Source organism: Bacillus sp. GW823-FHT06A10, from assembly GCF_058795375.1.
Genome location: NZ_JBXAHT010000002.1, coordinates 693,387 through 717,995 on the forward strand (window position 1 = coordinate 693,387; position 24,609 = coordinate 717,995).

Annotated in this window: 25 protein-coding genes, 1 riboswitch and 1 other annotated feature; of the genes, 15 read left to right on the forward strand and 10 right to left on the reverse strand. The window is 36.0% G+C overall.

Annotated elements, in window-relative coordinates:
- The first annotated feature begins 289 nt into the window (after positions 1–289).
- Positions 290–2,614, forward strand: a complete 2,325-nt coding sequence (gene cpdB / locus AC1Q8M_RS18465; protein ID WP_000748639.1) for a bifunctional 2',3'-cyclic-nucleotide 2'-phosphodiesterase/3'-nucleotidase — start codon at positions 290–292, stop codon at positions 2,612–2,614.
- A gap of 48 nt (positions 2,615–2,662) precedes the next feature.
- On the opposite strand, the gene nhaC is transcribed toward cpdB, so the two are convergent.
- Positions 2,663–4,036 carry a Na+/H+ antiporter NhaC gene (gene nhaC, locus AC1Q8M_RS18470; protein ID WP_000253737.1) on the reverse strand — a complete coding sequence of 458 codons (1,374 nt, stop codon included), beginning with the start codon at positions 4,034–4,036 and terminating at the stop codon, positions 2,663–2,665.
- Positions 4,037–4,314: 278 nt separating this feature from the next.
- Positions 4,315–4,535 (reverse strand) — a binding site (T-box leader).
- Positions 4,536–4,678: 143 nt separating this feature from the next.
- On the opposite strand from nhaC, the gene AC1Q8M_RS18475 reads away from it, so the two are divergent.
- The 8 genes from AC1Q8M_RS18475 (at position 4,679) to AC1Q8M_RS18510 (ending at position 11,442) form a co-directional block, all read left to right on the forward strand.
- Complete coding sequence (locus tag AC1Q8M_RS18475; RefSeq protein ID WP_000726902.1) at positions 4,679–5,035, forward strand: hypothetical protein; 357 nt, start codon at positions 4,679–4,681, stop codon at positions 5,033–5,035.
- Positions 5,036–5,112: 77 nt separating this feature from the next.
- Positions 5,113–6,546: an adenosylmethionine--8-amino-7-oxononanoate transaminase gene (gene bioA, locus AC1Q8M_RS18480; protein WP_061659912.1), complete on the forward strand. Its 1,434-nt coding sequence runs from the start codon at positions 5,113–5,115 to the stop codon at positions 6,544–6,546.
- A complete protein-coding gene (gene bioD, locus AC1Q8M_RS18485; RefSeq protein ID WP_000012479.1) occupies positions 6,546–7,274 on the forward strand; it encodes a dethiobiotin synthase in 729 nt (242 codons plus the stop codon). The genes bioA and bioD overlap by 1 nt, the downstream gene beginning before the upstream one ends.
- Positions 7,240–8,427 (forward strand): 8-amino-7-oxononanoate synthase, encoded by a 1,188-nt coding sequence (gene bioF, locus AC1Q8M_RS18490; protein WP_098365735.1) that lies wholly within the window; start codon positions 7,240–7,242, stop codon positions 8,425–8,427. Before bioD ends, bioF begins: the two co-directional genes overlap by 35 nt.
- Complete coding sequence (locus AC1Q8M_RS18495) at positions 8,424–9,164, forward strand: alpha/beta fold hydrolase (protein WP_072940295.1); 741 nt, start codon at positions 8,424–8,426, stop codon at positions 9,162–9,164. Before bioF ends, AC1Q8M_RS18495 begins: the two co-directional genes overlap by 4 nt.
- Positions 9,130–9,939 (forward strand): malonyl-ACP O-methyltransferase BioC, encoded by an 810-nt coding sequence (gene bioC, locus AC1Q8M_RS18500; RefSeq protein ID WP_000608912.1) that lies wholly within the window; start codon positions 9,130–9,132, stop codon positions 9,937–9,939. The genes AC1Q8M_RS18495 and bioC overlap by 35 nt, the downstream gene beginning before the upstream one ends.
- Before the next feature lies 1 nt (position 9,940).
- The gene (bioB, locus tag AC1Q8M_RS18505) at positions 9,941–10,939 is read left to right on the forward strand and encodes a biotin synthase (RefSeq protein ID WP_000815858.1); all 999 of its coding nucleotides are present in this window, start codon (positions 9,941–9,943) and stop codon (positions 10,937–10,939) included.
- 182 nt (positions 10,940–11,121) lie between these two features.
- Positions 11,122–11,442: a hypothetical protein gene (locus tag AC1Q8M_RS18510; protein ID WP_000280032.1), complete on the forward strand. Its 321-nt coding sequence runs from the start codon at positions 11,122–11,124 to the stop codon at positions 11,440–11,442.
- Positions 11,443–11,464: 22 nt separating this feature from the next.
- Here the strand turns inward: AC1Q8M_RS18510 and ribH are convergent, their stop codons facing one another.
- The 5 genes from ribH to AC1Q8M_RS18535 all read right to left on the reverse strand — a co-directional run bounded on the left by ribH (position 11,465) and on the right by AC1Q8M_RS18535 (position 15,735).
- A complete protein-coding gene (ribH, locus tag AC1Q8M_RS18515; RefSeq protein ID WP_000230895.1) occupies positions 11,465–11,926 on the reverse strand; it encodes a 6,7-dimethyl-8-ribityllumazine synthase in 462 nt (153 codons plus the stop codon).
- An 18-nt stretch (positions 11,927–11,944) separates the two neighbouring features.
- On the reverse strand, positions 11,945–13,138 hold the full coding sequence (ribBA, locus tag AC1Q8M_RS18520; RefSeq protein WP_000468981.1) for a bifunctional 3,4-dihydroxy-2-butanone 4-phosphate synthase/GTP cyclohydrolase II: 1,194 nt from the start codon (positions 13,136–13,138) through the stop codon (positions 11,945–11,947).
- A gap of 12 nt (positions 13,139–13,150) precedes the next feature.
- Positions 13,151–13,795 carry a riboflavin synthase subunit alpha gene (ribE, locus tag AC1Q8M_RS18525; RefSeq protein ID WP_000493869.1) on the reverse strand — a complete coding sequence of 215 codons (645 nt, stop codon included), beginning with the start codon at positions 13,793–13,795 and terminating at the stop codon, positions 13,151–13,153.
- Positions 13,777–14,889, reverse strand: a complete 1,113-nt coding sequence (ribD, locus tag AC1Q8M_RS18530; protein WP_000131984.1) for a bifunctional diaminohydroxyphosphoribosylaminopyrimidine deaminase/5-amino-6-(5-phosphoribosylamino)uracil reductase RibD — start codon at positions 14,887–14,889, stop codon at positions 13,777–13,779. Before ribD ends, ribE begins: the two co-directional genes overlap by 19 nt.
- A gap of 305 nt (positions 14,890–15,194) precedes the next feature.
- A riboswitch (FMN riboswitch) is annotated at positions 15,195–15,338 on the reverse strand.
- A gap of 190 nt (positions 15,339–15,528) precedes the next feature.
- Positions 15,529–15,735, reverse strand: coding sequence for a CDGSH iron-sulfur domain-containing protein (locus AC1Q8M_RS18535; RefSeq protein WP_001151582.1), 207 nt, complete (start codon positions 15,733–15,735; stop codon positions 15,529–15,531).
- 288 nt (positions 15,736–16,023) lie between these two features.
- On the opposite strand from AC1Q8M_RS18535, the gene AC1Q8M_RS18540 reads away from it, so the two are divergent.
- Complete coding sequence (locus tag AC1Q8M_RS18540) at positions 16,024–16,269, forward strand: DUF2552 family protein (RefSeq protein ID WP_000360796.1); 246 nt, start codon at positions 16,024–16,026, stop codon at positions 16,267–16,269.
- 10 nt (positions 16,270–16,279) lie between these two features.
- Here the strand turns inward: AC1Q8M_RS18540 and AC1Q8M_RS18545 are convergent, their stop codons facing one another.
- The gene (locus AC1Q8M_RS18545) at positions 16,280–17,203 is read right to left on the reverse strand and encodes an alpha/beta hydrolase (protein ID WP_000819228.1); all 924 of its coding nucleotides are present in this window, start codon (positions 17,201–17,203) and stop codon (positions 16,280–16,282) included.
- A gap of 81 nt (positions 17,204–17,284) precedes the next feature.
- Between AC1Q8M_RS18545 and AC1Q8M_RS18550 the strand changes: the two genes are divergently transcribed.
- Together AC1Q8M_RS18550 and AC1Q8M_RS18555 are read left to right on the forward strand one after the other, a co-directional pair.
- Entirely contained in the window at positions 17,285–17,821 is a 537-nt protein-coding gene (locus AC1Q8M_RS18550) for a GNAT family N-acetyltransferase (RefSeq protein WP_098361281.1), read from the forward strand.
- Between the two features lie 45 nt (positions 17,822–17,866).
- Positions 17,867–18,730, forward strand: coding sequence for a LacI family DNA-binding transcriptional regulator (locus AC1Q8M_RS18555; protein ID WP_023522965.1), 864 nt, complete (start codon positions 17,867–17,869; stop codon positions 18,728–18,730).
- Positions 18,731–18,754: 24 nt separating this feature from the next.
- Here the strand turns inward: AC1Q8M_RS18555 and AC1Q8M_RS18560 are convergent, their stop codons facing one another.
- Positions 18,755–20,074, reverse strand: a complete 1,320-nt coding sequence (locus tag AC1Q8M_RS18560; RefSeq protein WP_016512336.1) for a Na+/H+ antiporter family protein — start codon at positions 20,072–20,074, stop codon at positions 18,755–18,757.
- 131 nt (positions 20,075–20,205) lie between these two features.
- Complete coding sequence (locus AC1Q8M_RS18565; protein ID WP_000898974.1) at positions 20,206–21,204, reverse strand: alpha/beta fold hydrolase; 999 nt, start codon at positions 21,202–21,204, stop codon at positions 20,206–20,208.
- A gap of 121 nt (positions 21,205–21,325) precedes the next feature.
- Here AC1Q8M_RS18565 and AC1Q8M_RS18570 point away from each other — a divergent pair, with 121 nt between their 5' ends.
- Positions 21,326–21,802 carry a ribbon-helix-helix domain-containing protein gene (locus AC1Q8M_RS18570; protein ID WP_000151933.1) on the forward strand — a complete coding sequence of 159 codons (477 nt, stop codon included), beginning with the start codon at positions 21,326–21,328 and terminating at the stop codon, positions 21,800–21,802.
- A 125-nt stretch (positions 21,803–21,927) separates the two neighbouring features.
- On the opposite strand, the gene AC1Q8M_RS18575 is transcribed toward AC1Q8M_RS18570, so the two are convergent.
- On the reverse strand, positions 21,928–23,517 hold the full coding sequence (locus tag AC1Q8M_RS18575; protein ID WP_098361283.1) for a bifunctional metallophosphatase/5'-nucleotidase: 1,590 nt from the start codon (positions 23,515–23,517) through the stop codon (positions 21,928–21,930).
- Positions 23,518–23,718: 201 nt separating this feature from the next.
- Between AC1Q8M_RS18575 and AC1Q8M_RS18580 the strand changes: the two genes are divergently transcribed.
- Both AC1Q8M_RS18580 and AC1Q8M_RS18585 read left to right on the forward strand, forming a co-directional pair.
- The gene (locus AC1Q8M_RS18580; RefSeq protein WP_000727561.1) at positions 23,719–23,982 is read left to right on the forward strand and encodes a YqkE family protein; all 264 of its coding nucleotides are present in this window, start codon (positions 23,719–23,721) and stop codon (positions 23,980–23,982) included.
- A gap of 67 nt (positions 23,983–24,049) precedes the next feature.
- Positions 24,050–24,574 (forward strand): GrpB family protein, encoded by a 525-nt coding sequence (locus AC1Q8M_RS18585; protein WP_001227176.1) that lies wholly within the window; start codon positions 24,050–24,052, stop codon positions 24,572–24,574.
- Positions 24,575–24,609: the final 35 nt, after the last annotated feature.

The following is a 24,609-nucleotide window of genomic DNA, read 5'->3' on the forward strand; positions in this document are numbered from 1 at the left end:
TGAAAAGTTTATAATAACTTTACAGAAAATTTGTTGAAGTTTGTCAAAAAATATTGACGATAGGAAAGAACTTTATATATGATAATGTCAGATAAGGTGAAACTTTAATTAGTGGGAGCTTTATTTCCTATTAATTGTTAGTCTTCATCAATCGGGCGTTTAAGGGGACTACTCGTTAGCGCAGGGTGAAATGAAAATTGTGTCTCTAATAGAAGAAAAAAGGTATGTGGTTAGAGACAGATAGGGATTCATTTCATTATTTCTGGTAATTGTATAAGGGGGATTTTTTGTGAAAAAGTCAAAAAAAATGCTAGCTGGAGCAACTCTTGCGATTGGTGTTATAGCACCGCAAGTAATGCCAGCAACAGCTCATGCAGATGAGAACACTGGGGAGAGTACAGTTAAATTACGAATTCTAGAAACATCAGATATTCACGTTAACTTAATGAATTACGATTATTATCAAACGAAAACAGATAATAAAGTAGGTCTCGTACAAACGGCAACACTCGTTAATAAAGCACGTGAAGAAGTGAAGAACTCTGTCCTATTTGATGATGGGGATGCATTACAAGGGACACCGCTGGGGGATTACGTAGCGAATAAAATAAAAGATCCGAAGAATCGTGTGGATCCTAGTTATACACATCCATTATATCGTGTAATGAATTTAATGAAGTATGACGTCATCTCTCTTGGGAATCATGAATTTAACTACGGTTTAGATTATTTAAAGCAAGTGACTAGTAAAACAAAAATTCCGGTTATTAACTCGAATGTCTACAGAGATGACCATGATGGTAATGATGAGAATGACGAGCATTACTTTGATAGACCATATCATATTTTAGAGAAAGAAGTAGTGGATGAAGCAGGCCAAAAACAAATAGTGAAAATTGGTGTAATGGGATTTGTTCCACCACAAATTATGAATTGGGATAAAGCGAATTTAGAAGGACAAGTAAAAGCAAAAGATATTGTGCAAACAGCGAAAAAATTAGTTCCGGAAATGAAGGCGCAAGGTGCGGATATTATAGTTGCACTAGCGCATTCAGGTGTTGATAAGAGTGGATACAACGAAGGAATGGAAAATTCATCGTTTTATTTAGCGACAGAAGTTCCTGGCGTAAATGCAGTATTAATGGGACATTCGCATACTGAAGTGAAGGATGTATTTAATGGTGTTCCAGTTGTAATGCCGGGTGTTTTTGGTAGTAACTTAGGTATTATTGATATGCAATTGAAAAAGGTAAACGGAAAATGGGAAGTGCAAAAAGATCAGTCTAAGCCGCAACTTCGTCCGATTGCTGATAGTAAAGGTAATCCATTAGTAGAATCTGATCAAAAATTAGTTAATGAAATTAAAGATGAACATGAAAAGACAATCGAATATGTAAATACACATGTAGGTGAAACGAAAGCACCAATTAATAGTTATTTTTCATTAGTACAAGATGATCCTTCCGTACAAATTGTGACAAATGCGCAAAAATGGTATGTAGAACAAGAACTTAAAAAACCAGAATACGAAAAGATTAAAGATATTCCAGTTTTATCTGCAGGAGCACCATTTAAAGCAGGTGGCCGAAACGGTGCGACATATTATACTGATATTCCAGCTGGAACGTTAGCAATTAAAAACGTTGCAGATTTATACGTGTATCCAAATACGTTATATGCTGTAAAAGTAAATGGGGCACAAGTGAAAGAATGGCTTGAAATGTCTGCAGGTCAGTTTAATCAAATTGATCCAAAGAAAACAGAAGAACAGCCGTTAGTAAATATAGGCTATCCTACATATAACTTCGATATTTTAGATGGCTTAAAATACGAAATTGATGTAACACAACCGGCGAAATACGATAAAGATGGAAAAGTTGTAAATGCAAATGCTAATCGTATTGTAAATATGACATATGAAGGTAAGCTAGTAGCTGACAAGCAAGAGTTCATCGTCGCTACAAATAACTATCGTGGAAGTAGCCAAACGTTCCCAGGTGTAAGTAAAGGGGAAGTTGTATACCAATCACAAGATGAAACACGTCAAATCATTGTGAAGTATATGCAAAAAATAAAAGATATTGATCCAGCAGCTGATCAAAATTGGACATTTAAACCGATTGTTGCAGATAAATTAAATACAACATTTGATTCTTCACCAAATGCACAAAAGTATATAAAGAAAGATGGAAAGATTTCATATGTTGGACCATCTGAAAATGAATTTGCGAAATATGCAATTGATATAACGAAGAAGAATGATGATAAAGAAACTGGTGAAGGAAATCCAACGACACCGCCAACAGGTGGTGGAGAAAATCCGACGACACCGCCAACAGGTAATGGAGAAAACCCAACACCACCAACAGAAGAAGGTAATAATGGTAATGAACCAAAGCAAGATGGAAATAATACCGGATCTGGACAAACTACAACAGATGATCAAAATACAAAAGAAACAACAACAACTGTAAGTGAAAATAAAGAAGCTGAAAAAGATGAACGTGATTTACCGAAAACAGGTGCAAGTATTGCTTCTACAATTGGAGCTGGTCTTGCGTTTGTTGGAGCGGGATTACTTATGTTATTTAGAAGAAAGAAAGCGAATAGATAGTCGAGAAATATAAAAAGGATTACCGATTTGGTAATCCTTTTTGTTATATTATGAAACTGGTACTGCTTTTTCTTTTTTCCATGAAAGACCGAATCCAGTAAAACCGACGATAATGGTTACGACTGGACAAGCTAAACAGAAGATTGCGTATGGCAAGTAATCGAATGTTGGAACGCTAAGAACATTTGTTAAGAATACGCCACTGACACCCCATGGTACGAGTGGATTAATTACTGTACCAGCATCTTCTAATACTCGTGATAAATTACGACGCTCTAAACCGACTTCATCGTATTTATTAGCGAATGCTTGTCCTGTTAAAACGATGGATAAGTACTGCTCACCAAGTAAGAAGTTTACACCAATTGCAGTTGAAGCAGTAGAAATAATTAAGCGTGTACTAGTTTTTACGAAGCTAGAGATAATATTCATCAGCTGCGCTATAATGCCCATTCCTTGTAATAATCCTCCCATACAAAGAGCTAGGAAAATAAGAGCAATTGACATCATCATACTTTGCAGGCCACCGCGAGATAATAAGCTATCAATATCTTTGATACCAGTTTTAGAAACGTAACCGTCTTGCATAATTTTCATTAAATCAGCTAAAGAAGTGCTAGGTTTAAAAATAAAGAGAATAATAATTCCTACCACAATTCCTGCAAGTAATGTTGGAACTGCGGGTACCTTTTTAAATGCGAATAGGAACAGTAATAAAATAGGAATAAGTGTAACGATAGAAATCGTTGCATTTTTTTCTAGTGTATTAATAAATGCTGAGAAATCAACGTTTCCACCAGATCCGCTTCCTAAAATGAAAAATGCGATAAAAGCAATAATGAAAGCTGGCACTGTTGTCCAAAGCATGTTACGAATATGTTCAAATAAATCTACACCCGTTACAGCAGGCGCTAAGTTTGTTGTATCAGATAAAGGAGACATTTTATCTCCGAAGAATGCACCAGAAATAATTGCACCAGCAATAAGAGCTGGATCGTATCCAAGGGCAGTACCCATTCCCATAAAAGCAAGTCCTACAGTTGCAGCAGTTGTAAATGCACTACCGATACTCGTTCCAACAATTGCACAAACAACAAAAACAGTTGGAACGAAAATTTTTGGAGATACAAGCTGGAAGCCGTATACCATTAAAGTCGGAATAGTTCCAGCTGCGATCCAAACGCTAATTAATACGCCTACAAGTAAGAAAATAAATATAGATGGAATACCAGCTGAAATACTACTAATCATCCCTTTCTCCATAGTAGACCAAGAGATTCTCTTCAGGAATCCAAATGCTAATAAAAGAACGATACCAAATAAAATTGGGATGTGTGGTGAAACTTCTAATTGAATAACACTAAAACCAATACAGAAAAAGATAAAAATTGTTAAAAGAACAGACTCAATTTTTGAAACCATTGTTTTCCCCTCCTAAGTAATGTAAAATAGCTCTTTTTTATATAAAATTCGCCAATATTGTATATTTCCTTCTAAAATTTAGAATTTTGTGACAAATTACCGGTAATTGTTAGTCCTTCTATATGATACGGAAATGATTGGATAAAAAAACGTCCCTGCATATAATTATGCAGGGACGAAGAAATCGCGGTACCACCCTAGCTTGTGAAATGAATGCGTCACAAAATAAAGGGTCATATGATATGCGCTTATAAAATAAAAAACGCCCCTGCAATATATGCAGGGACGAAAAATTCGCGGTACCACCCTAAATTGTGAAACAGTGTCGTTTCACCACTCTTTAGACATAACGGTCTATAACCGTCTTTCACTACTCCTCACGTTTCGTAAAAGAAGCTCCAGGGGGTAATTCATAATTCGCTCTGTACTGGTTCGCACCGACCACCAGCTCTCTGAAATCAGAAATCGAAATACTACTAAATCCTATCAACGCCGATTCATATGATGTTAGTTAAATTTTTATCATATTTTCATCTTACATGTCAATAAAAATATTAAATGTTTTTTTAGGGAAATAAAGGATAATTGTTTTTAACGCTGTAAAAATGTACGTTATAATGAATTTGAAAGGGGGAGGAAAGAGTGAAGAAAAAAATAATTCTTTTTACCACTTTATTAGTTATTGGAGGAAGTGCTGGAATTTACACAGCTTTTGCGGCTGAATCAGAGCAGTTGAAACAAAAGCAAATACAACAGTCAGAAGTGAAGAAAGTAAAAGAAATAGAAGAGAAGAAATCAATGGAAAAAGCAGCAGAAAAACTAGGAGTTTCTACTGAGGGGAAAACAAAAGAAGAGGTTACGAAAGAAGTAAATACCGCTAGATTTGAGAAGCGTCATGATTTATTAATTGAGCACGCTAAGCAACTTGGAATTGATACAGAGGGGAAAAAAGATGAAGAAATTATTTTAGAAATTGGAAAGATACAGCATGGAAAGTAGAACAACTTATCGTATGATAAGTTGTTCTTTTTTAAGAACTATTTGATTTTAAAATAATTGACAGTCATTCGGATTTAATGTTAACTATATTTATAAACAAGTTAACATTAGGGGTGACAGTTGTGACAATAAATAGTAGAACGATTGAAAAATCATCTTATACATATGAAGAATTAGCAGAGAAAAATAAAGCTTACGTATGGCACCCATTTACACAAATGAAAGATTATTTAGAAGAAGATCCTGTCATTATTGAACGTGGAGAGGGAAGAAAACTATACGATGTAAATGGTAATGAATATTGGGATGGTGTTTCATCTATATGGTTAAATGTTCACGGACATCAAGTACCGGAATTAGATGAAGCAATTCGTGAGCAATTAAATAAAATTGCTCATTCTACTATGTTAGGACTTGCTAACGTTCCATCTATTTTATTAGCAGAAAAAATTATTGAGGTTGTACCAGATGGATTGAAGAAGGTATTCTATTCTGATTCAGGTTCTACCGCTGTTGAAATTGCAATTAAGATGGCTTTCCAATATTGGCAGCATAAAGGGAAAACAAAGAAACAAAGATTCGTTACATTAAAAGAAGCATATCACGGTGATACAATTGGAGCTGTTTCAGTAGGAGCAATAGACTTGTTTCACCAAGTGTATAGTTCGCTCTTATTTGATGCGATTAAAATGCCGTATCCATATACATATCGTTCTCCTTACGGAAATAATAAGGAGGAAATTGTAAAAAGCCATTTAGAAGAAATGGAAGAATTGTTGAAAGAAAAGCATGAAGAAGTAGCTGCCATCATTGTAGAGCCATTAATGCAAGGTGCTGGCGGAATGATTACAATGCCAAAAGGATATTTAAAAGGACTGCGCGATTTATGTACAAAGTACAATGTATTATTTATTACAGATGAGGTAGCGACTGGATTTGGGCGTACAGGGAAAATGTTTGCGTGTGAACATGAAAATGTGACGCCAGACATTTTAACTGCTGGGAAAGGTTTAACAGGTGGATATTTACCAATTGCAGTTACGGTAACGACAGATGAAATATATAATGCCTTCTTAGGAGAATATGAAGAACAAAAAACATTTTTCCATGGACATAGCTACACAGGTAATCCGTTAGGGTGTGCCGTAGCAATCGCGAATCTAGAACTATATGAAAAAACAAATTTAATAGAAGAAGTGGCACGTAAAACGGATTATGTGACAGCGCAATTAGAAAAGCTCTTTGTGTATAAACATGTAGGTGATATTCGTCAGTGCGGATTAATGGTTGGTATTGAGCTTGTGAAGAATAAGGAAACGAAAGAAGCGTTTGACTGGACAGAAAGAGTCGGTGTTCAAGTATGTAAACGCTCAAGAGAGCTGGGTATGATTTTACGACCGCTAGGTAACACGATTGTATTTATGCCACCACTTGCTTCTACTTTTGAAGAGATTGATGATATGTTACGCATTTTATATAAGGCAATCTCAGATGTTACGGAGGGAGAATAATGAGTGGTTTTTTCATAACAGCAACTGATACTGAAGTTGGAAAAACAGTAGTTGCAGGTGCTATAGCAGGTGTATTTAGAGAATTAGGATATAACGTAGGGGTATATAAACCGTTACAAAGTGGGCATGTTGCATCAAACCCTGAGGGAGATGCGGCAAGGTTAAAAGTACTATCAGGTGTACCGACACAAGAAAATGAAATTTGCCCTTATTCTATTGAAGAACCACTTGCTCCGAGACTTGCCATGAAAAGAGCTGGAAGAGTAGTAAAGTTAAAAGAAATTACTGATTACTATAATGAACTATTAAAAGAGTTTAATAGCTTATTTGTAGAAGGAGCAGGTGGGCTTGCTGTCCCATATACAGAAGATGCTTTAGTAATAGATTTTGCAACAGAATTACAGTTGCCTCTTATTGTAGTAGCTCGTCCTACATTAGGAACAGTAAATCATACAGTGTTAACGATTGCTTACGCAAAGGCGCATGGCTTAACCGTAGCGGGTGTCATTTTATCAGGTTGCAAAGAATGTGAAATGGAAAGAGTGCAAGAAAATAAAGAGATGATTGAAGAGCTGAGCGGGGTACCAGTTTTAGGATTATTACCATTCTTTGAAGGTGAGTTTACGAAAGAAGAAGTATTGGAATCTGCAAAAGAATATATTATGATTTCAAAATTAGAGGAGTTTATCCAAAATGAATCAAACGTGGCGGGCGCATCTTCAATCTAAATTACAACAATTACATGAGCAAGGGCAGTATCGAAATTTATATGTAACAGAGAAGGCAGAAGAGACTTGGCTTATTCGAGATAAAAAAAGGATGTTAAATTTAGCGTCAAATAATTATTTAGGGTTAGCTGGAGATGAAAGGTTAAAAGAAGCTGCTATTGCCTGTACAAAAAGATGTGGAACTGGAGCGACTGCCTCTCGTCTCGTTGTAGGAAATCATCCATTATATGAAGAGGTTGAGAGAAGCATATGTGACTGGAAAGGTACTGAAAGAGCTTTAATTGTAAATAGTGGGTATACGGCAAATATAGGTACCATATCTTCTTTAGCCTCTCGGCACGATATTGTTTTTAGTGATAAGTTAAATCACGCAAGTATTGTTGATGGAATCATATTAAGCGGGGCAGAGCATAAAAGGTATCGTCATAATGATTTGGATCATTTAGAGAAGCTGTTGAAAACAGCGTCACCTGAAAAGCGGAAATTAATCGTAACTGATACCATTTTTAGTATGGATGGTGACACTGCTTATTTGAGAGATTTAGTACAGCTGAAAGAGAAATACGGGGCAATCATTATAGTCGATGAAGCACATGCGAGTGGAATATATGGAATCGGCGGAGCTGGGTTATCTCATATAGAAAAAAATCTTGCTCAAAAAATTGATATACATATGGGGACGTTTAGCAAGGCTTTAGGGTGTTATGGTGCGTATTTGACAGGTGATGAAATTTATATAGAGTATTTACAAAATATGATGAGAAGCTTTATTTTTACTACAGCTTTACCACCAAGTACGTTAGGAGCAGTGCAAAAAGCAATTGAAATTGTAAAAGAAGATAACGAAAGAAGAGAGAACCTTATAGCAAACGGAGAATACTTCAGAACTAAATTAAGGGATGCTGGTTTTGATATTGGGAATAGTTCAACTCATATTGTACCGATTGTAGTCGGTTCAAATGAACATGCTTTACGATTTAGTAAAAGGTTGCAAGAGGCAGGGATTGCGGCTATTGCAATTCGTCCGCCAACTGTGCCGGTTCATAGCTCTCGAATTCGCTTTGCAGTTACATCGCAACATACAATAGATGATTTAAAATGGGCTATTGATCGAATTATTCACATTGCGAAAGAAGAGGAGATTTTCGTATGAACGAGCTAAAGATTATTTTTATCCCAGGATGGGGAATGGAAGAGAATATTTGGGATTTAGTATTTCCGTATTTTAAAGGATACCCTGTTCAAAGCATAGATTGGCGTAATGTGAAAGAACGAAGTGAATTTGCGGAACGAATTGTAGATGTAGCGCATAATGACAACGTAATTTTAGTTGGATGGTCACTAGGAGCGTTAGCAGCAGTTGAAGCTTATAAAAAGATTCAGGCAAAAGGCATCGTATTAATTGGTGGTACTGCTAAATTTACAAATACGAGCGACTACAGTAACGGATGGAATGCTTTGCATGTAGAACGGCTGAAAAGGAATTTGGCGAGAAGGAAAGAAGATACGCTCAAGCGGTTTTATGAAAATATGTTTACGAAAGATGAGCTAAAAGAGAATAAAAACTTTGAAGACATTGTAGAACGTTTTAAAGGTGATTCTATTCAGTCTTTACAACTAGGTTTGGATTATTTAATAGAAACAGATATGAGAGAAGAACTAAAAGAAATTAAAGTACCTATACTACTTATTCACGGAGAACAGGATGTAATATGCCCATTGTCTGCGGCACGTAGTATGACGGAGAATAGCAGCAGCGAGCTGAAAGTAGTAAGTGATGCAGGGCATGCGTTATGTGTGAAGAATTTTGAATATTGCGCAAATGAGATAATTCAATTTATAGAGGGGATACGACATGATCAACAAAACGTTACTACAAAAACGGTTTAATGGGGCAGCCGTATCTTACGATCGATATGCAAATGTACAAAAAAAGATGGCACATTCATTACTTTCAATCTTAAAGGAACGATATAGTGAAACGGCATCAATACGTATTTTAGAACTGGGGTGCGGGACGGGGTATGTAACAGAGCAATTATCAAAGTTATTTCCGAAAGCACATATTACAGCAGTTGATTTTGCTGAAAGTATGATTGCAATTGCGCAAACTAGACAAAATGTAAAAAATGTAACGTTTCACTGTGAAGATATTGAGCGATTACGATTAGAAGAATCATATGATGTCATTATTTCAAATGCTACATTTCAATGGTTAAATAATTTACAACAAGTGTTAAGAAATTTATTTCAACATTTGTCTATAGATGGGATATTACTCTTTTCAACGTTTGGACATGAAACATTTCAAGAATTGCATGCTTCGTTCCAACGTGCGAAAGAAGAAAGAAATATAAAAAATGAAACATCGATTGGTCAACGTTTTTATTCGAAAGATCAGTTGCTTCATATATGCAAGATAGAAACAGGGGATGTGCATGTTTCTGAAACATGTTACATAGAGAGTTTTACAGAAGTTAAGGAATTTCTACATTCTATTCGAAAAGTAGGAGCGACTAATAGCAATGAAGGATCATATTGTCAAAGTCCCTCACTCTTTCGTGCGATGCTGCGCATATACGAAAGAGACTTCACGGGAAATGAAGGGATAATGGCAACGTATCATGCTTTATTTATGCATATAACAAAAGAGGGGAAGAGATGAAATGAAACAAGTACAAACAAAAAGGGATTGGAAAAAACTTGCATACGACGTAGTGGAAGAGAAGATGATTACGAAAGAAGATGCAATAGCGATATTAGAAGCTGATGATACAGAAGTTCTAGAAATTATGAATGCAGCTTACATCATTCGTCATCATCACTTTGGTAAGAAAGTAAAATTGAATATGATTATTAATACGAAATCTGGATTATGTCCTGAAGATTGTGGATATTGCTCACAGTCTATTATTTCAGAAGCACCGATTGATAAATATGCATGGTTAACGCAGGAGAAGATTGTAGAAGGGGCACATGAAGCAATACGCCGTAAAGCAGGTACATATTGTATTGTAGCGTCTGGTCGTCGTCCGACGGATAAAGAGGTAAATCACGTAATTGGAGCAGTTAAGGAAATTCGTGAAACGACAGACTTGAAGATTTGTTGTTGTTTAGGTTTCTTAAATGAAGATCAAGCAGGACGTTTAGCGGAAGCGGGCGTGCATCGTTATAACCACAACTTAAATACACATGAAAATAATTACGATAGTATTTGTTCAACTCATACGTATGATGATCGTGTTGATACAGTTCAAAAAGCGAAACAAGCGGGCATTTCTCCATGCTCTGGAGCGATTTTTGGCATGGGAGAAACAATTGAAGAGCGTGCTGAAATTGCATTTGAATTACAACGTATAGATGCAGATTCTATCCCTTGTAATTTCCTTGTTGCTGTAAAGGGAACACCTCTTGAAGGGCAAAAAGAGTTAACGCCAGTAGAATGTTTAAAAGTACTGGCAATGATGCGTTTTGTAAACCCGACAAAAGAAATTCGTATTTCAGGAGGACGTGAAATCAATTTACGTTCTGTACAGCCAATCGGTTTATTTGCAGCAAATTCTATTTTTGTCGGGGACTACTTAACGACAGCTGGACAAGAGCCGACTGCAGACTGGGGTATGATTGCAGATTTAGGATTTGAGATTGAAGAGTGTGCATTATAAGATAGATGAAAAAGCAAACTTGTAAAAGGGTTTGCTTTTTTTGTAAATAAAATGTAATAAATAGTTGTGAACGCTTGATATTATTGGTTTTTGAGCGGAAAAAAGAATTTTTGTGGACGAATTTTCCAAGCCCTAGTTGTACATAGTAAATATGTAATTTATATTGGGTTGGAGGATTTTACATGTACAAATACATATTAGCGATTATGACTTGTTTAATTTTAATAAAAGCAATAAGTTCTGATCCAGTTAAGGCTGCTGAAAATCCTGAACAAAAAGAGATGCAACAAAGAATCGAACAACACTTTCGAACGAAAGCTGAACATTTTGGATTGAAAACGGAAGGAAAAGATTTAAAGGAAGTTAGAAAAGAAATTACTATTATAGAAGAAGCGAAAAAAAGAGAGAATGTATGGAGAACAGCACAAGCTCTTCATATAAAAACAGAAGGAAAAACGATGAATGAATTAATAAAAGATGTACAAAAAAAGGTGAAAAAATAAAAAGAGGCCGAAGCCTCTTTTTTTATGCCCATTGTTTTGATAAGTGAGCCATTTCAATTGCAGCAACAGCTGATTCATATCCTTTATTACCAGCTTTCGTACCTGCGCGTTCAATCGCTTGTTCAATTGTTTCTGTCGTTAATACGCCGAAAATAACTGGGATGTCCATTTGTAGTGATAAAGACGCAACACCTTTTGCTACTTCATTACAAACGTAATCGTAGTGAGTTGTAGCACCTCGGATTACAGTACCTAATGTAATAACAGCATCATACTTTCCGCTACTAGCCATCTTTTTAGCGATTAAAGGAATTTCAAATGCACCAGGAACCCAAGCAACATCAATATCATTTTCTTCTACACCGTGACGCTTTAATCCGTCTAAAGCGCCGCCAAGTAACTTACTTGTAATAAATTCGTTAAAACGTCCAACAACAACTCCAACTTTTAATCCTGTACCAACTAAATGACCTTCGAATACCATAATAAATCTCTCCTTTAATTATAAGTTTAGTAAGTGTCCTAATTTGTTTACTTTCGTTTGTAAATACGATTTATTCTCTTCTTTTGCTGGCATTTGCAACGGTACACGCTCGACTACTTCTAAATCGTAACCTTGTAAGCCAGCAATTTTTCTTGGGTTATTCGTTAATAATCGTAAACTTTGTAAACCTAAATCTTTTAATATTTGTGCTCCGATACCGTAATCACGAAGATCAGCAGGGAAGCCGAGTTTTTCATTTGCTTCTACAGTATCGAATCCTTCTTCTTGTAATTTATAAGCACGAAGCTTATTAAGAAGCCCAATGCCTCTTCCTTCTTGTCTCATATAAAGAAGAACACCTTTTCCTTCACGCTCAATTTGAGCAAGTGCTGCATGGAGTTGTGGTCCGCAATCGCAGCGATGTGAACCGAATACATCTCCTGTTAAGCATTCAGAATGAACACGCACAAGTACCGGTTCACCTATTGAAATATCACCTTTTACAAGTGCGATATGTTCTTTCGTATCTAATGAGTTAGAATAGCCAATTGCGTGGAAAGTACCGAAATCTGTAGGTAATGTAATTTCCACCTCTCTCGTCACAAGTGTTTCATGATGGCGGCGGTAAGCAATTAAATCTTCTATTGTAATCATTTTTATATCAAATTGTTTTGCGCATTCTATTAAATCAGGTACACGTGCCATCGTGCCGTCCTCATTTATAATCTCGCAAATAACTCCAGCTGGTTCGGCACCGCATAGCTTCGCTAAATCAACAGCAGCTTCTGTATGACCTGCACGACGCAGGACACCGCCTTCTTTCGCAATTAATGGAAAGATATGTCCAGGTCGATTGAAATCAGCGCCTTTTGATGCGGGGTTTAACAATTCTTGTATCGTAGTTGCACGTTCGTGAGCGCTAATCCCTGTTGTTGTAGAAACATGGTCAATGCTCACTGTAAACGCAGTATGATGTGAATCTGTATTATGAGATACCATTGGTTCTAATTGTAGACGTTCTGCGTACCCTGCTGTAATCGGTACACAAACGAGACCACGGCCATGTGTAATCATAAAATTAATTGTTTCTGGTGTAATGTACTCTGCTAAAGCAATAAAATCGCCTTCATTTTCTCGGTTTTCATCATCACATACGATAACGACTTTACCTTGTTTTAAATCTTCTAGAGCTTCTTCAATACGATGAAACATTATGCTTCCCCCTTATAGAAATCCGTTTTCTTGTAAAAAGCTTTCAGTCATTGAACCTACTCGTTTTGTAGGTTTAGTAATAAAGCGTTCGATATATTTACCAATCATGTCACACTCAATGTTTACGATATCTCCGGCATTTTTTTCTCCAATGACAGATTCGCTTACTGTGTGCGGGATGAGTGAAATCGTTATGGAAGATTCGTCTATATCAAATATCGTTAAACTCGTTCCATCAACAGCAATGGATCCTTTATGCAAACAATAGCGCAGCAGTTCATCAGAAATTGCTATTTTGTAATAGACGGCATTGTAATGTTGTTTTTTATTTAAAATCGTTCCGATGCCATCAATATGTCCTGAAACGAAATGTCCACCGAATCGTCCGTTTGCAGCCATTGCTCGCTCTAAATTTACTTTAGAGTGCGGTTTAAGCATGCGAAGTGATGTCGACTGCATCGTTTCAGGCATTGCATCAACTGTAAATGAATTAGTTGTAAAGCTTGTTACAGTTAAGCAAATACCGTTCACCGCGATACTATCACCTAAGTGAACATCTGATAAAATTTTCTTTGCATGAATCGTTAATTTCATCGCTTCTCCGCTTTGTTGCATGTTTGCTATCGTTCCTAATTCGTCTACAATTCCTGTAAACATTCCGTCACCTCGTTTCGGGCATTCGCAACAATTTTTATATCATCACCAATTTGTTTCATCTCTTGAATTTTCAAGGAAAGCGCATCTTGTAATTTTGAAAAACCATTTCCTCCAAATAAAGTAGGAGCATCTTTCCCACCAATTAATTTCGGGCTTATATAGGTTACAATTTCATTAAAATTGTTTGTTTTTAAGAAACTTGCATGAATCGATTGGCCACCTTCAACGAATAGAGAAAGAATTTGTTTTTCTCCAAGAAAGGAAAGAAGGTCCTCAATTTCTATATGCTTCGTTTCCATTTGGAATATAGCTATATTTTTAGATTCATAAGAAGATATCTTCTCTTTCTTTACATCCTTACCGACAATAATCCATGTCGGTGCTAAACCATCTGTTATAACATGAGAAGATGGTGGTGTTCGTAAATGGGTATCTAAAACAACGCGAATAGGATGTTTCCCACCATTTGGAATTCTTGTTGTTAAATGAGGATTATCAGCTATAACTGTATTCACTCCAACAAGAATTGCATCATGTATATGGCGATATTGGTGAACATCAGCACGTGCTTCTTCACCTGTAATCCACTTACTTTCACCAGTTACAGTTGCTGTTTTTCCATCTAAGCTCATCGCTGTTTTGATTGTTACAAAAGGGCGTTTCGTTTTCATGTAGTGAAAAAAGTAGCGATTTAATAAAACTGCTTCTGCTTCAAGAACACCGGTAGTTACTTCAATTCTAGCTTCCTCTAATCTTCTTTTTCCGTTACCAGAAACGAGCGGATTACAATCGAGAGTAGCAATTACAACACGCTTAACTCCTTTTTCGATGAGCAATTCACAACAAGGTGGTGTTTTTCCAAAGTGGCTACACGGTTCCAGTGTTACATAAACGGTAGCGTCTTTGGCGTTCTGACCAGCCATTTGAAGGGCATGAACTTCTGCGTGTTCTTCACCAGCCCGTAAATGAGCCCCCATACCAACGATGTTTCCATCTTTTACAACAACAGCACCAACCATAGGATTTGGACTTGTTTGTCCTGATGTTCCTTCTGCTAACTGCAGGGCAATCCTCATATATTCTTGATCTGTCATTTTCTTCACCTCTCCTAAAAAAATCAAAAAACCCCAAGGATTTAATATCCTTGGGGTTTGGGAGACGTGATTTCTAGAAATATAGTTTGAATACGAAAGCATAGGAAAGAAACCTAACGATAATTGATATTTCTGCATAAGGAAAAAACCTAGCAAAATATCGAATTTTTAAACGCTAGTTGTCTCTTTTTATTTCAGTATAAAAAATAAGTATAGAAAATTAAACATATATAAAGAATCAAAATGAATCTTTAAAAATATGCATACTGAAATAAAAGTGTATTCACTATATAAAAAACTAGAAACATATCCTTCTCCCATCCAGACTATACTGTCGGCCCTAGAGTTTCACTAGATCCACCGTTTTCGAGTTGAAAACGGGTCACGGACTTAGAAGTTTTCACTTCATCACCGCCGGTTGGGAATTTCACCCGACCCCGAAGGATGCTGTTTGCTCAAATTATAGCACAAAAAAAATAAAAGGCTAGTAAAAAATATTCGAATGTGAAGAATTGTGTGAAAATATATGCAGGCTGGAATGGAAATAAAAGTATTAGAAATGTTGTAAGGAGAAGGGATATAACGGAGTTGCTAAAAAGAAAAAACATGCACAAAAAAATGTGCATGTCACATGTAAATTTATTCTGCCTCTGGTGCTCTAACAACAGACTCGAATTTACCTTTATGCGAAGCGTCGCAATAAGGCATATTTTTTGATAAACCACAACGGCATAAAGAAAATGCCGGTTTTGCTGGGAATACATTCCCTTGTGAGTCGACTAATTCCACGTCCCCTGTAACGCGAAAAGAGCCATTATCATTTACTTTAATTTGTACTTTTGCCAACGTTATCCCTCCTTCCCAAACGCTTAATTTCATCATATAATCAAGGGAAGTGCTTGGCAATATAAAGTGAAACTTTAATTAGTGGGGGAGGCATCCCCCACTAATTATTATTTGAACCAATCGGGCTTTTAGGGGCAGTTAATCTCCCGCCTAACTTCTTTGTTTCAGCCGAATTTTGAGGTGGGAGTTTTACTGCCCACAAATAGCGGGGAAAAAAGAGCACTTTGTTTGAGAAAGAAGAGAGTGTTATAATAGTTTTCATAACTGACTAGAGTAAGGTGACGAGAGATGGATAAACAATTACATACATTACGAAACATTGCAAATGAGCGCACGTGGGCATCATTTTTGAATGATAATCATCCATATAGTTTGTTACATTGGTCCATTGCAGGTGTAGGGCAAGAGGTAAAGGATGTTTGGTTACTTCAAGATGAAGTAACATTTCAAACGACAGAATTTCCAACGTTAGATGATGCAATGCAATGGATTTCTGAAAATATGGAACAAGTTACAGACGTTTTAGCGCAATAAAAAAACAGGCTTATGCAAGCCTGTTTTTTGTTTCTTTCACATATGTGTTTAAAAATTGATCGATGGCTGCTTCGTACTCTTCTTTATTTTCGTTATAAGAGCAAGCGTGTGCACCGTGTTCTGCAATATAAAGTTGCTTATTATTTTCTTTCGCTTCATATAACGCTTTTGTCATATCAGCTAAAATATAGTCGTCATCTTTACTATGAATAAAGAGAACGGGATTGTTAATGTTTTTTATACAGTCGATTGGTGAAACTTCACGAATTGTATAACCGTCACGAACTTTTAAAAATGCGTTTGCTAAAGGTAATAAAGGCCATTTTGGTAAATGGAATTCAACCTTTAAACGGTGCTGTAATTGTCCGTGAAAATCAGAGAAAGGACAATCTGCAATATAGAAATCAGCGCCATCTTCTACAAGTCCTGCGTATTGAAGAATTGTTGCGGCTCCCATAGATTCACCATGAATACCAAGTGTAATATTGGTTCCAAAACGGTTTTTTAGCCAGTCAACTACGGATTTCAAATCATGCTTTTCATAGTATCCATAGCTTGTTGTTTTTCCGCCAGTTTTACCATGACGACGATGATCGTAAATGAGGACATTATATCCCCTTTTTAAGAATAAGTTTGCATATTTTACAGAGTTTATTTTATTTACAGTTACACCGTGGCAAAAAACCATAAACTTATTGGAATGACCAGCAGGAATGTAATATCCGTGAAGGTCGTATCCGAATTGTGAAGGGATATGAATTTCTTCTTTATGAAGAGCATCAAAATCCTCTATACGAAAATGTTTTTTCGTTTCTCTTTCGAGTACTTCTTCCTCTGTTTTTTTCTTTAAGTACATCACTTTATTTGTAAAGAAAATCCCAAGGGCAGTTATTGCACCTAGTATAGTAAACAATGCTGCAAAAAAACGTTTCATACTTTACCTCATCCTCCAAATACCGTTACATGTGATACACTTATATTGTATCACAATGATATAAAAGGGGAGAAATAGGAAATGCTGCATATACAAAAAATTACGCCAGCGATGAAAGAAACAATCCGAATGTTCATGTGTAAGAACTGGGGAAGTTCATTGATGGTTTCACGTGGTAAGGGACATCAGTTAGAAGAGTTGCCAGGATTTGTTGCGCTCTCAGATGACAGAATAATCGGAATTATAACGTATGAAGTCACCGGAAATATGTGTGAAATTGTATCGCTAGATAGCTTTGAAGAAAGAAAAGGAATAGGGACGAAACTTGTGGATTGTGTATTACAAGTTGCAGAAGAAGAGCGGTGCAGACAGGTTTGGCTTATTACAACAAATGATAATATGAATGCGTTACGATTTTACCAAAAACGTAATTTTGTAATGACTAATTTATATGTGAATGCGGTAGAGGAGGCACGAAAAATAAAGAAAGAAATTCCACGTATTGGATATGATAATATCCCAATTTTACATGAAATTCAGTTGGAGTATCATTTAGTTAAAAGATGTAACAATTTTCAGAAATATGAGTTATTAATCTTGACGGATAGTGTAATTTAGGTTACCGTAAAATTGTAATCTATTACCATATTAAGGGGTGACGATGTGGCAACTATACGTGATGTTGCAAAATTGGCAGGTGTTTCAGTCGCAACCGTTTCACGAGTTATTAATGAAAAAGGATACGTTCATGAGGACACAGTAAAACAAGTAAAGGAAGCAATTGAAGAATTACGTTATAGGCCAAACAGTGCAGCGAAGCCACTATTTAAAGAGAATTCAACGATAATTGCATTACTTGTAGATAATTTATGTAACCAATCAAACATCACTTTGCTACATTGTATTGAGGAAATAGCATATAAAGAAGGCTATCAAATCATTATTTGTAATATAGAGAATAAAGATAGATACATACATATGCTGAAGCAAAATAACATTGCAGGTGTTATTTTGACGAGAGCAGTTTTTAAAAGTGTAGGAGAAATTCCATTTCCGTTTGTTGTGATCGATGAGCAACAATCACATAGAAATTATTATGAAAGTGGACAGAGAGCTGTTTCTTTATTAAAAGAGAAAGGGTGTCACTTTCTTGCATATTTCGGTGAGGGAGAAGAAAGTGAAGAAATGGAAGATTATATAGCAGGGTTTTTAGACGCTGTTTGGGATGAAGGAATCTCTTATCGAGAAGAATGTGTACAAGGGTATACAAATAAACAATTTATTACATTATTGCAAAACAATCCGTATATAGATGGAATTGTAACCTCAAGTGATCAGATTGCTATTGAGTTAATTCGGTCAGCGAGATTTCTAAATATACATATACCAGATAAATTAAAAATTGTTGGACCTAATGGGAGCATAGAGTGTGAATGGATAGGTTCATCACTACCGGCAATTGAAAGCTATGTCAAAGATAATGGAAAATTAGCTTTTCAACAATTAAAAGGAAAAATAAAAAAGTAAAAGGTGCGTTTTATACGCACCTTTTTATAATGTAATTGCGGCAATAAAACCAAATATAAGTAACGGTATATTGTAATGTATAAAAGTGGGTACACATGTATCCCATATATGATGGTGCTGACCATCAGCATTTAAACCGGATGTTGGTCCAAGGGTACTATCCGATGCTGGAGATCCTGCGTCACCTAGCGCTCCGGCTGTACCGATAATAGCAATTGTGGCCATTGGACTAAATCCAAGCTGAATGCAAAGAGGTACAAAAATGGTTGTTAAGATAGGGATGGTTGAAAAGGATGAACCAATTCCCATCGTAACGAGAAGTCCAATAACGAGCATAAGAAATGCAGCGAGTGGTTTATTATTTCCGATTATATGTGCACTCGTTTGCACCAGAGATTCAACATGTCCTGTTTTTCGAAGAACAGCGCCGAATCCAGCGGCAGCAATCATAACAAAGCCAATAAAGGACATCATACGCATTCCGCTTGTTAATATCGCATCTGCTTCTTTAAGTGGTAGACTGCCGCTAACCGATAAGACGATAATACCTGCTAAAGCACCAAAAATCATTGATTCTGTTGTTAATTGAACAGTTAATGTAGCAATGATAGATAATAACCCGAAAGTAATGCTACGTTTTGTATAGGGAACGATTTCATTTTCGGTAGTATGAATTTGTTCTGTTTCATACGTACGAGGTTTTCGGTACGTAATGAATACCGCTACACATAATCCAATAATCATACCAATTGCTGGAATAGTCATTGCTTTTGGAATAAGTGTGACATCAAATGTAAGGCCGCTTTGCGCAGCGTTGGTTTGTAATACGTCATGATAAATTTTTCCGAATCCTGCAGGGATCCACATATAAGGAGTAATCAATCCAAATGTAATAATACATGTGACAAGTCTGCGATCCACTTTCAGCTCATTTAATACTTTTAAAAGTGCTGGAATTAAGATGGGGATGAAAGCAATGTGAACAGGAATCACATTTTGTGAGAAACAAGCCATCGTTAAAATAATGAATAAAATAAGTATTTTAGAATAAACTTGTTTTTTCGTGTCTTGTTCATTGCCAATCCATTTTAATGCAGTTTGAATCATAGCATCTGGAAGTCCTGTTTTGGAAAGGGAAATAGCGAAACCACCAAGCATTGCATAACTTAAAGCGATTGGAGCACTGTTTCCAAGACCAGTTGTAAAAGTGTTAATCGTTTCTGAAATACCGAGTCCGCCGATAATTCCGCCTGTTAAAGCTCCAACAATGATGGCGACAATGACCTGGACACGTAACAAACTAAGCAATAGCATAATTGCTACTGCGACGAGTACAGCGTTCATAATAAATGTAATCTCCCTAAATTTTTATTCTGTTAAGACAAGTAAATATGAAACATTTTGCGATGTTTATACATACTTGCGACATATTATTATAAAATGTTTTCTATGAAATGTAAAAGAGCCTTTTGTTACTAATGCTGAAAAGCTAGCTCTTGTTTAATTGATTGCAAAGAATTAGCGAATAATTCTGGTTCTTCTAAATCAGGAGAATGTGCTGAATTTGGGAACCAAATCATCTTTTTTATAGGCGCTTCAATAAGATCGCAATATTCCTGAACGAGTGCATAAGGAGTTTGATAATCATAGCGACCAGAACAAAAATAAACTGGAATAGATAAACTTGAGATAGAAGAAAAGAAATCGATTGTCAGCATTTCTTCCCATAAAATTCCAGATTTTAAATTTCCTACGAGAAACTTGAACCAATCTAATAGCGTATACTCAGGAGAAAAGAACCCTTTTCGTATGAAAGAAAAGGAAGATCCGTTTTGGATTGCGCCTCCAAATGTGCCAAGCCACTTTCTTTGAATAATGAGACGTCTCGTATCTAAAAATGGTGGTTTGCCTAATTTTAAAAGGGAAGCTAATGCTTTTTTATGATCATGTTTTTTTGCAGAATGAATTAAATGTTGATATAGCAATTCTTCATTTTGTTTCATATGTACAATTTGCCCAATACCGATGTAAGCCTCGATATACTTTGGATATTGATGTGCTATGTTAAGCCCAATAATACTTCCCCAAGAATGACCAGCGAGAAATAGTTTTTGTTTGTTGAACCTTTTAAGTACATATTGAATCACTTCTTTTGCATCGGAAACGAATTGTTCAATTGTGAAATTTGCTCCGAAATCTTTCATTGAAAAGGATTTACCAGCCCCGCGCTGATCCCAATTAATAACAATAAATTGCTTCTCTAATTCTTTTTGAAAATGGCGAATAAATCCAATTTGTGCCATCCCAGGTCCGCCGTGACAGCATAATAAAATAGGTTGCTCTACGTTTTGTCCACGCATAAGGAGAGTTTGTTTTCGATTATTTATCATAACGCTTTCTATCGTAGCGATACTATTAGGAATGAGTTGTTTGTTTTCGTTATAGAACTGAGGGGTGTAGCTACGAAAAAGCATATTGAAAACCTCCTTTTGTGAAATCGTATGAATCGCACAGGCTATTCATTTTGCATATACTGTTAGAAAATCATTGTAACATACCATACTAGTGTCATTTCAACACGGGAGGAGGGAAATTGTGACGATTGGAGAAATTATAGATGGTTTAAACAGACGTGAATCCATCGCTATTATAGCAAAACGTCTTGAAATAAGCCCGTATACATTATCGAAGAAATTAAGATTGATTGGATACGAATATGATGGAGAGCAGAAGAAACGTATTTTTGTAGGAGATGGAGAAGAACCACGTCACTTACAACTCCAAGAAGCGACCGCCCTTCAATATGAGAAAACAGATTATCAATTATTAATTTACGAGCAATTACAAAGCATTTATGAGTTACTAAGAAAAAGAGGCGAAGTAATTGCACCAATTATGAGTAAGAGTACAGAGAAAAAGAGACGAACCTTTTCTATTAATACAGAAATATTAGCAAGATTGGACCTTATATCAGAATCGAAAGGAATTCAAAAGTCTAAACTTGTAGAAGAGGCGTTGCAACAATTTTTACAGCAATATGAAGTTGACAAAACATCACATTTTGATAACTAAAGAAAAGGATACTATGTTCATTGGAAGAACGAGTATCCTTTTTGTGATGTATATTACGTATAAAATAGAGGATCAGTACAAATCCTTTATGGCGTGAAAAATAAAATTTATTATTAGAGAAACACTTAATTTACTTTTTGAATTCTTCCATCAATAACTGGCTGAATTGGTTCTTTTAATTGTTTTACGTAATCGACTAACGCTTCAAAGTCGTTTGCACCAGTTTCTGCATTTTTACCATTTTTAAATGATACGAATCCGTCACCGCCAGAAGCTAAGAAGGCATTTGCAACTACGCTATACGTTTTAGATGGAGATAATTCTTCTCCGTTTGTTAAACGTATATTTGTAACTTTTTCACCGTTTGTTTTATTTGCATCCCACGTATATTGAATACCTGAAATTTGAAGCATTCTTGTTGTTCCTTTTTGCCATTGCTGATTTAAAATATCGCGAATGTCTTGACCTGTTAAATCTACTTTAATCAATTGATTTCCAAAAGGTTGAATGCCGTATAACTCACCCCACGTAATATCACCAGCATCTAAGTCATTACGAATGCCACCAGGATTCATGAGGGCGATTTGAGTTTGCATCGTTTGACGCTGAGCATCGGCAACTAAATTTCCAAGAGTGGACTCACCAGCATCATTTTGTTTACGGTCGATAGGTGCTGTAGATTTTCCGACCACTTCATTTACAAGTGGTGCGATTTTTTCTTTATATTGATCTAGTTTTTTCTTTACTTGTTTATCAGGTTCTACACCTTCATGATACGTTGTAACAACTTCAGCTTTTTTCTTTACAATATCCTTTGTTTTACGATCAATTGTTACATCCACGTCTGAGAAAGCCGTTCCGTATGAATTTGCTTGGACAATTAGTTTATTATTTACTGTACCATTTACATACGTATGACTATGTCCACCGAAAATAACATCAACTTCTGGGTCTGTTTCATTTGCAATTCGAGTAAGATCGCCATTTGTTACCCCAGACTCATCGGTTGTTCCACCGACATGAGCAAGAACGACGATCGATTTAACGCCGAGGCGTTTTAATTGTTGTGTTGATTTATTAATTGCTTCTACTTCATCAGTAATTTGTACATTTTTAAGCATCGTAGGCATAACAACATTTGGTGTATCAGTCGTAACAACACCAATGAATCCAACAGGAACACCATCTACCATTTTTACAGTAAATGGTGGTAAAAATAAGCGGCCAGTTGATTTGTTATAGAAGTTAGCAGCTACATAGGGGAAGTTAGCCCCTTTGAAATTCCCTGTTTTTTCATGATATCCACCGTAAATGAGGCGTTTCATTTCATCAATGCCTTCATCAAATTCATGGTTTCCGATTGTACCAACATCAAATTTTAAATCATTTAAAAATTCAATCGTCGGTTCATCTTGTAATAATGCTGAAACTGGTGGACTAGCTCCGACGATATCACCAGCATGTACGAGAAGTGTATTAGGGTTTTGTTTTTTACGTTCTTTTAAATAAGTAGCTAAGTAATCAGCGCCACCAGCTTCTTTATTATTGATTTTTTTAACAGTATCTAGTTGTCCATGGAGATCATTAATACCAAGCATTTGTACGTCTATGTAGCGGTTTTGTTCAGCTGGATTCTGAGATGGGGGAGCGGCAAATACGCTTGAAAAAGTAATAGTGCTTAAAACAGCAACGGCAGGAATAATTTTTTTCCACATAATATAATTCTCCTCTTTTTATAATCTGACATCATACGACATAATTTTAATAGATTCATAGGATTATAGCTATATAAAAATTTAGTCTTTTCGAAAAATTAACATATTTACAAAAGGTGAATAATAGAGTAAAGACCCTTTTTTATTGTCGATTTCATCGTGTATCTACTATAATGGAGAAAAAAGTAAAAGGTGAGTAGCATGAAGAAAAAGAAACAAAGACAAATGCAAAGACAATCGCAAGTGAATCAACCAAAGAAAGAAACACTTACATTAGGCGATCAATTAAATGATTCACTCATGCAACAATTAAAGAGTAAGAAGAAAGAGTTGCAAGTGAGAGAAGAGGAAAAAGAGGCAGCTGAACTGGAAAGAAAGCGCCAAGAACAAAAAGAACGTGAAAAGAATAAATCATTTGAAGAACTGCTAAGTGAAAGTAACCTTACTTGGAAAGACTTTAAATAATAAAAAAATGATCAGTGAAATACCACTGATCATTTTTTGACGAGCTTGTAAGAAAAGGGGAGTTAGAATGAGAAAAATTGTCGTTGTTCCACATGAAAACCATTGGATTGAAAAATTTCAAATGGAGGCTGAAAGATTAAAATCAGCGATGCCAGAAACGGTGAAAATGCATCATATTGGAAGTACGTCAGTGCCCGGACTGGCAGCTAAACCTATTATTGATATGATCATGGAAGTAGAAAATATCGAAAGAGTAGATGGGTGGAATGAACGATTTATAGAGCTTGGTTACATCGTAAAAGGGGAAAATGGTATTTCAAGACGCCGATATTTTATTCATGGAACTGAGGAAAAACGTTCGTATCATTTACACGTGTTTGAAAAAGGAAATCCAGAGATAGTAAGGCATTTAGCGTTTCGTGATTATATGATGGCTCATTGTGAAGAAGCAGAGGCATATGCAACCTTAAAGAAAGAATTAGCCGAAAAGTATACATATGATGGCACGTTATATACGGAAGGGAAAAATGAGTTTGTGCGCAATGTGGATAAAAAAGCGAAAGAATGGAGAGAAAATAACGTGAATGAATGAGTTCACGTTATTTTTTAGCTATATAAAAGTGTTAT

What these genes read in the sequence shown, in the direction of transcription:
- bioD (WP_000012479.1), top strand. Translation starts at nt 6,546, where the DNA reads ATGAGTGGTTTTTTCATAACAGCAACTGATACTGAAGTTGGAAAAACA.
- bioC (WP_000608912.1), top strand. Translation starts at nt 9,130, where the DNA reads ATGATCAACAAAACGTTACTACAAAAACGGTTTAATGGGGCAGCCGTA.
- AC1Q8M_RS18580 (WP_000727561.1), top strand. Translation starts at nt 23,719, where the DNA reads ATGAAGAAAAAGAAACAAAGACAAATGCAAAGACAATCGCAAGTGAAT.
- ribBA (WP_000468981.1), bottom strand. Translation starts at nt 13,138, where the DNA reads ATGTTTCATCGTATTGAAGAAGCTCTAGAAGATTTAAAACAAGGTAAA.
- AC1Q8M_RS18565 (WP_000898974.1), bottom strand. Translation starts at nt 21,204, where the DNA reads ATGCTTTTTCGTAGCTACACCCCTCAGTTCTATAACGAAAACAAACAA.
- ribD (WP_000131984.1), bottom strand. Translation starts at nt 14,889, where the DNA reads ATGACAGATCAAGAATATATGAGGATTGCCCTGCAGTTAGCAGAAGGA.
- AC1Q8M_RS18585 (WP_001227176.1), top strand. Translation starts at nt 24,050, where the DNA reads ATGAGAAAAATTGTCGTTGTTCCACATGAAAACCATTGGATTGAAAAA.
- AC1Q8M_RS18540 (WP_000360796.1), top strand. Translation starts at nt 16,024, where the DNA reads ATGGATAAACAATTACATACATTACGAAACATTGCAAATGAGCGCACG.
- ribH (WP_000230895.1), bottom strand. Translation starts at nt 11,926, where the DNA reads ATGGTATTCGAAGGTCATTTAGTTGGTACAGGATTAAAAGTTGGAGTT.
- AC1Q8M_RS18560 (WP_016512336.1), bottom strand. Translation starts at nt 20,074, where the DNA reads ATGAACGCTGTACTCGTCGCAGTAGCAATTATGCTATTGCTTAGTTTG.
- ribE (WP_000493869.1), bottom strand. Translation starts at nt 13,795, where the DNA reads ATGTTTACAGGAATTGTAGACGAATTAGGAACGATAGCAAACATGCAA.
- bioA (WP_061659912.1), top strand. Translation starts at nt 5,113, where the DNA reads ATGTTAACTATATTTATAAACAAGTTAACATTAGGGGTGACAGTTGTG.
- AC1Q8M_RS18510 (WP_000280032.1), top strand. Translation starts at nt 11,122, where the DNA reads ATGTACAAATACATATTAGCGATTATGACTTGTTTAATTTTAATAAAA.
- AC1Q8M_RS18495 (WP_072940295.1), top strand. Translation starts at nt 8,424, where the DNA reads ATGAACGAGCTAAAGATTATTTTTATCCCAGGATGGGGAATGGAAGAG.
- AC1Q8M_RS18545 (WP_000819228.1), bottom strand. Translation starts at nt 17,203, where the DNA reads ATGAAACGTTTTTTTGCAGCATTGTTTACTATACTAGGTGCAATAACT.
- nhaC (WP_000253737.1), bottom strand. Translation starts at nt 4,036, where the DNA reads ATGGTTTCAAAAATTGAGTCTGTTCTTTTAACAATTTTTATCTTTTTC.
- AC1Q8M_RS18575 (WP_098361283.1), bottom strand. Translation starts at nt 23,517, where the DNA reads ATGTGGAAAAAAATTATTCCTGCCGTTGCTGTTTTAAGCACTATTACT.
- AC1Q8M_RS18550 (WP_098361281.1), top strand. Translation starts at nt 17,285, where the DNA reads ATGCTGCATATACAAAAAATTACGCCAGCGATGAAAGAAACAATCCGA.
- bioB (WP_000815858.1), top strand. Translation starts at nt 9,941, where the DNA reads ATGAAACAAGTACAAACAAAAAGGGATTGGAAAAAACTTGCATACGAC.
- bioF (WP_098365735.1), top strand. Translation starts at nt 7,240, where the DNA reads ATGAATCAAACGTGGCGGGCGCATCTTCAATCTAAATTACAACAATTA.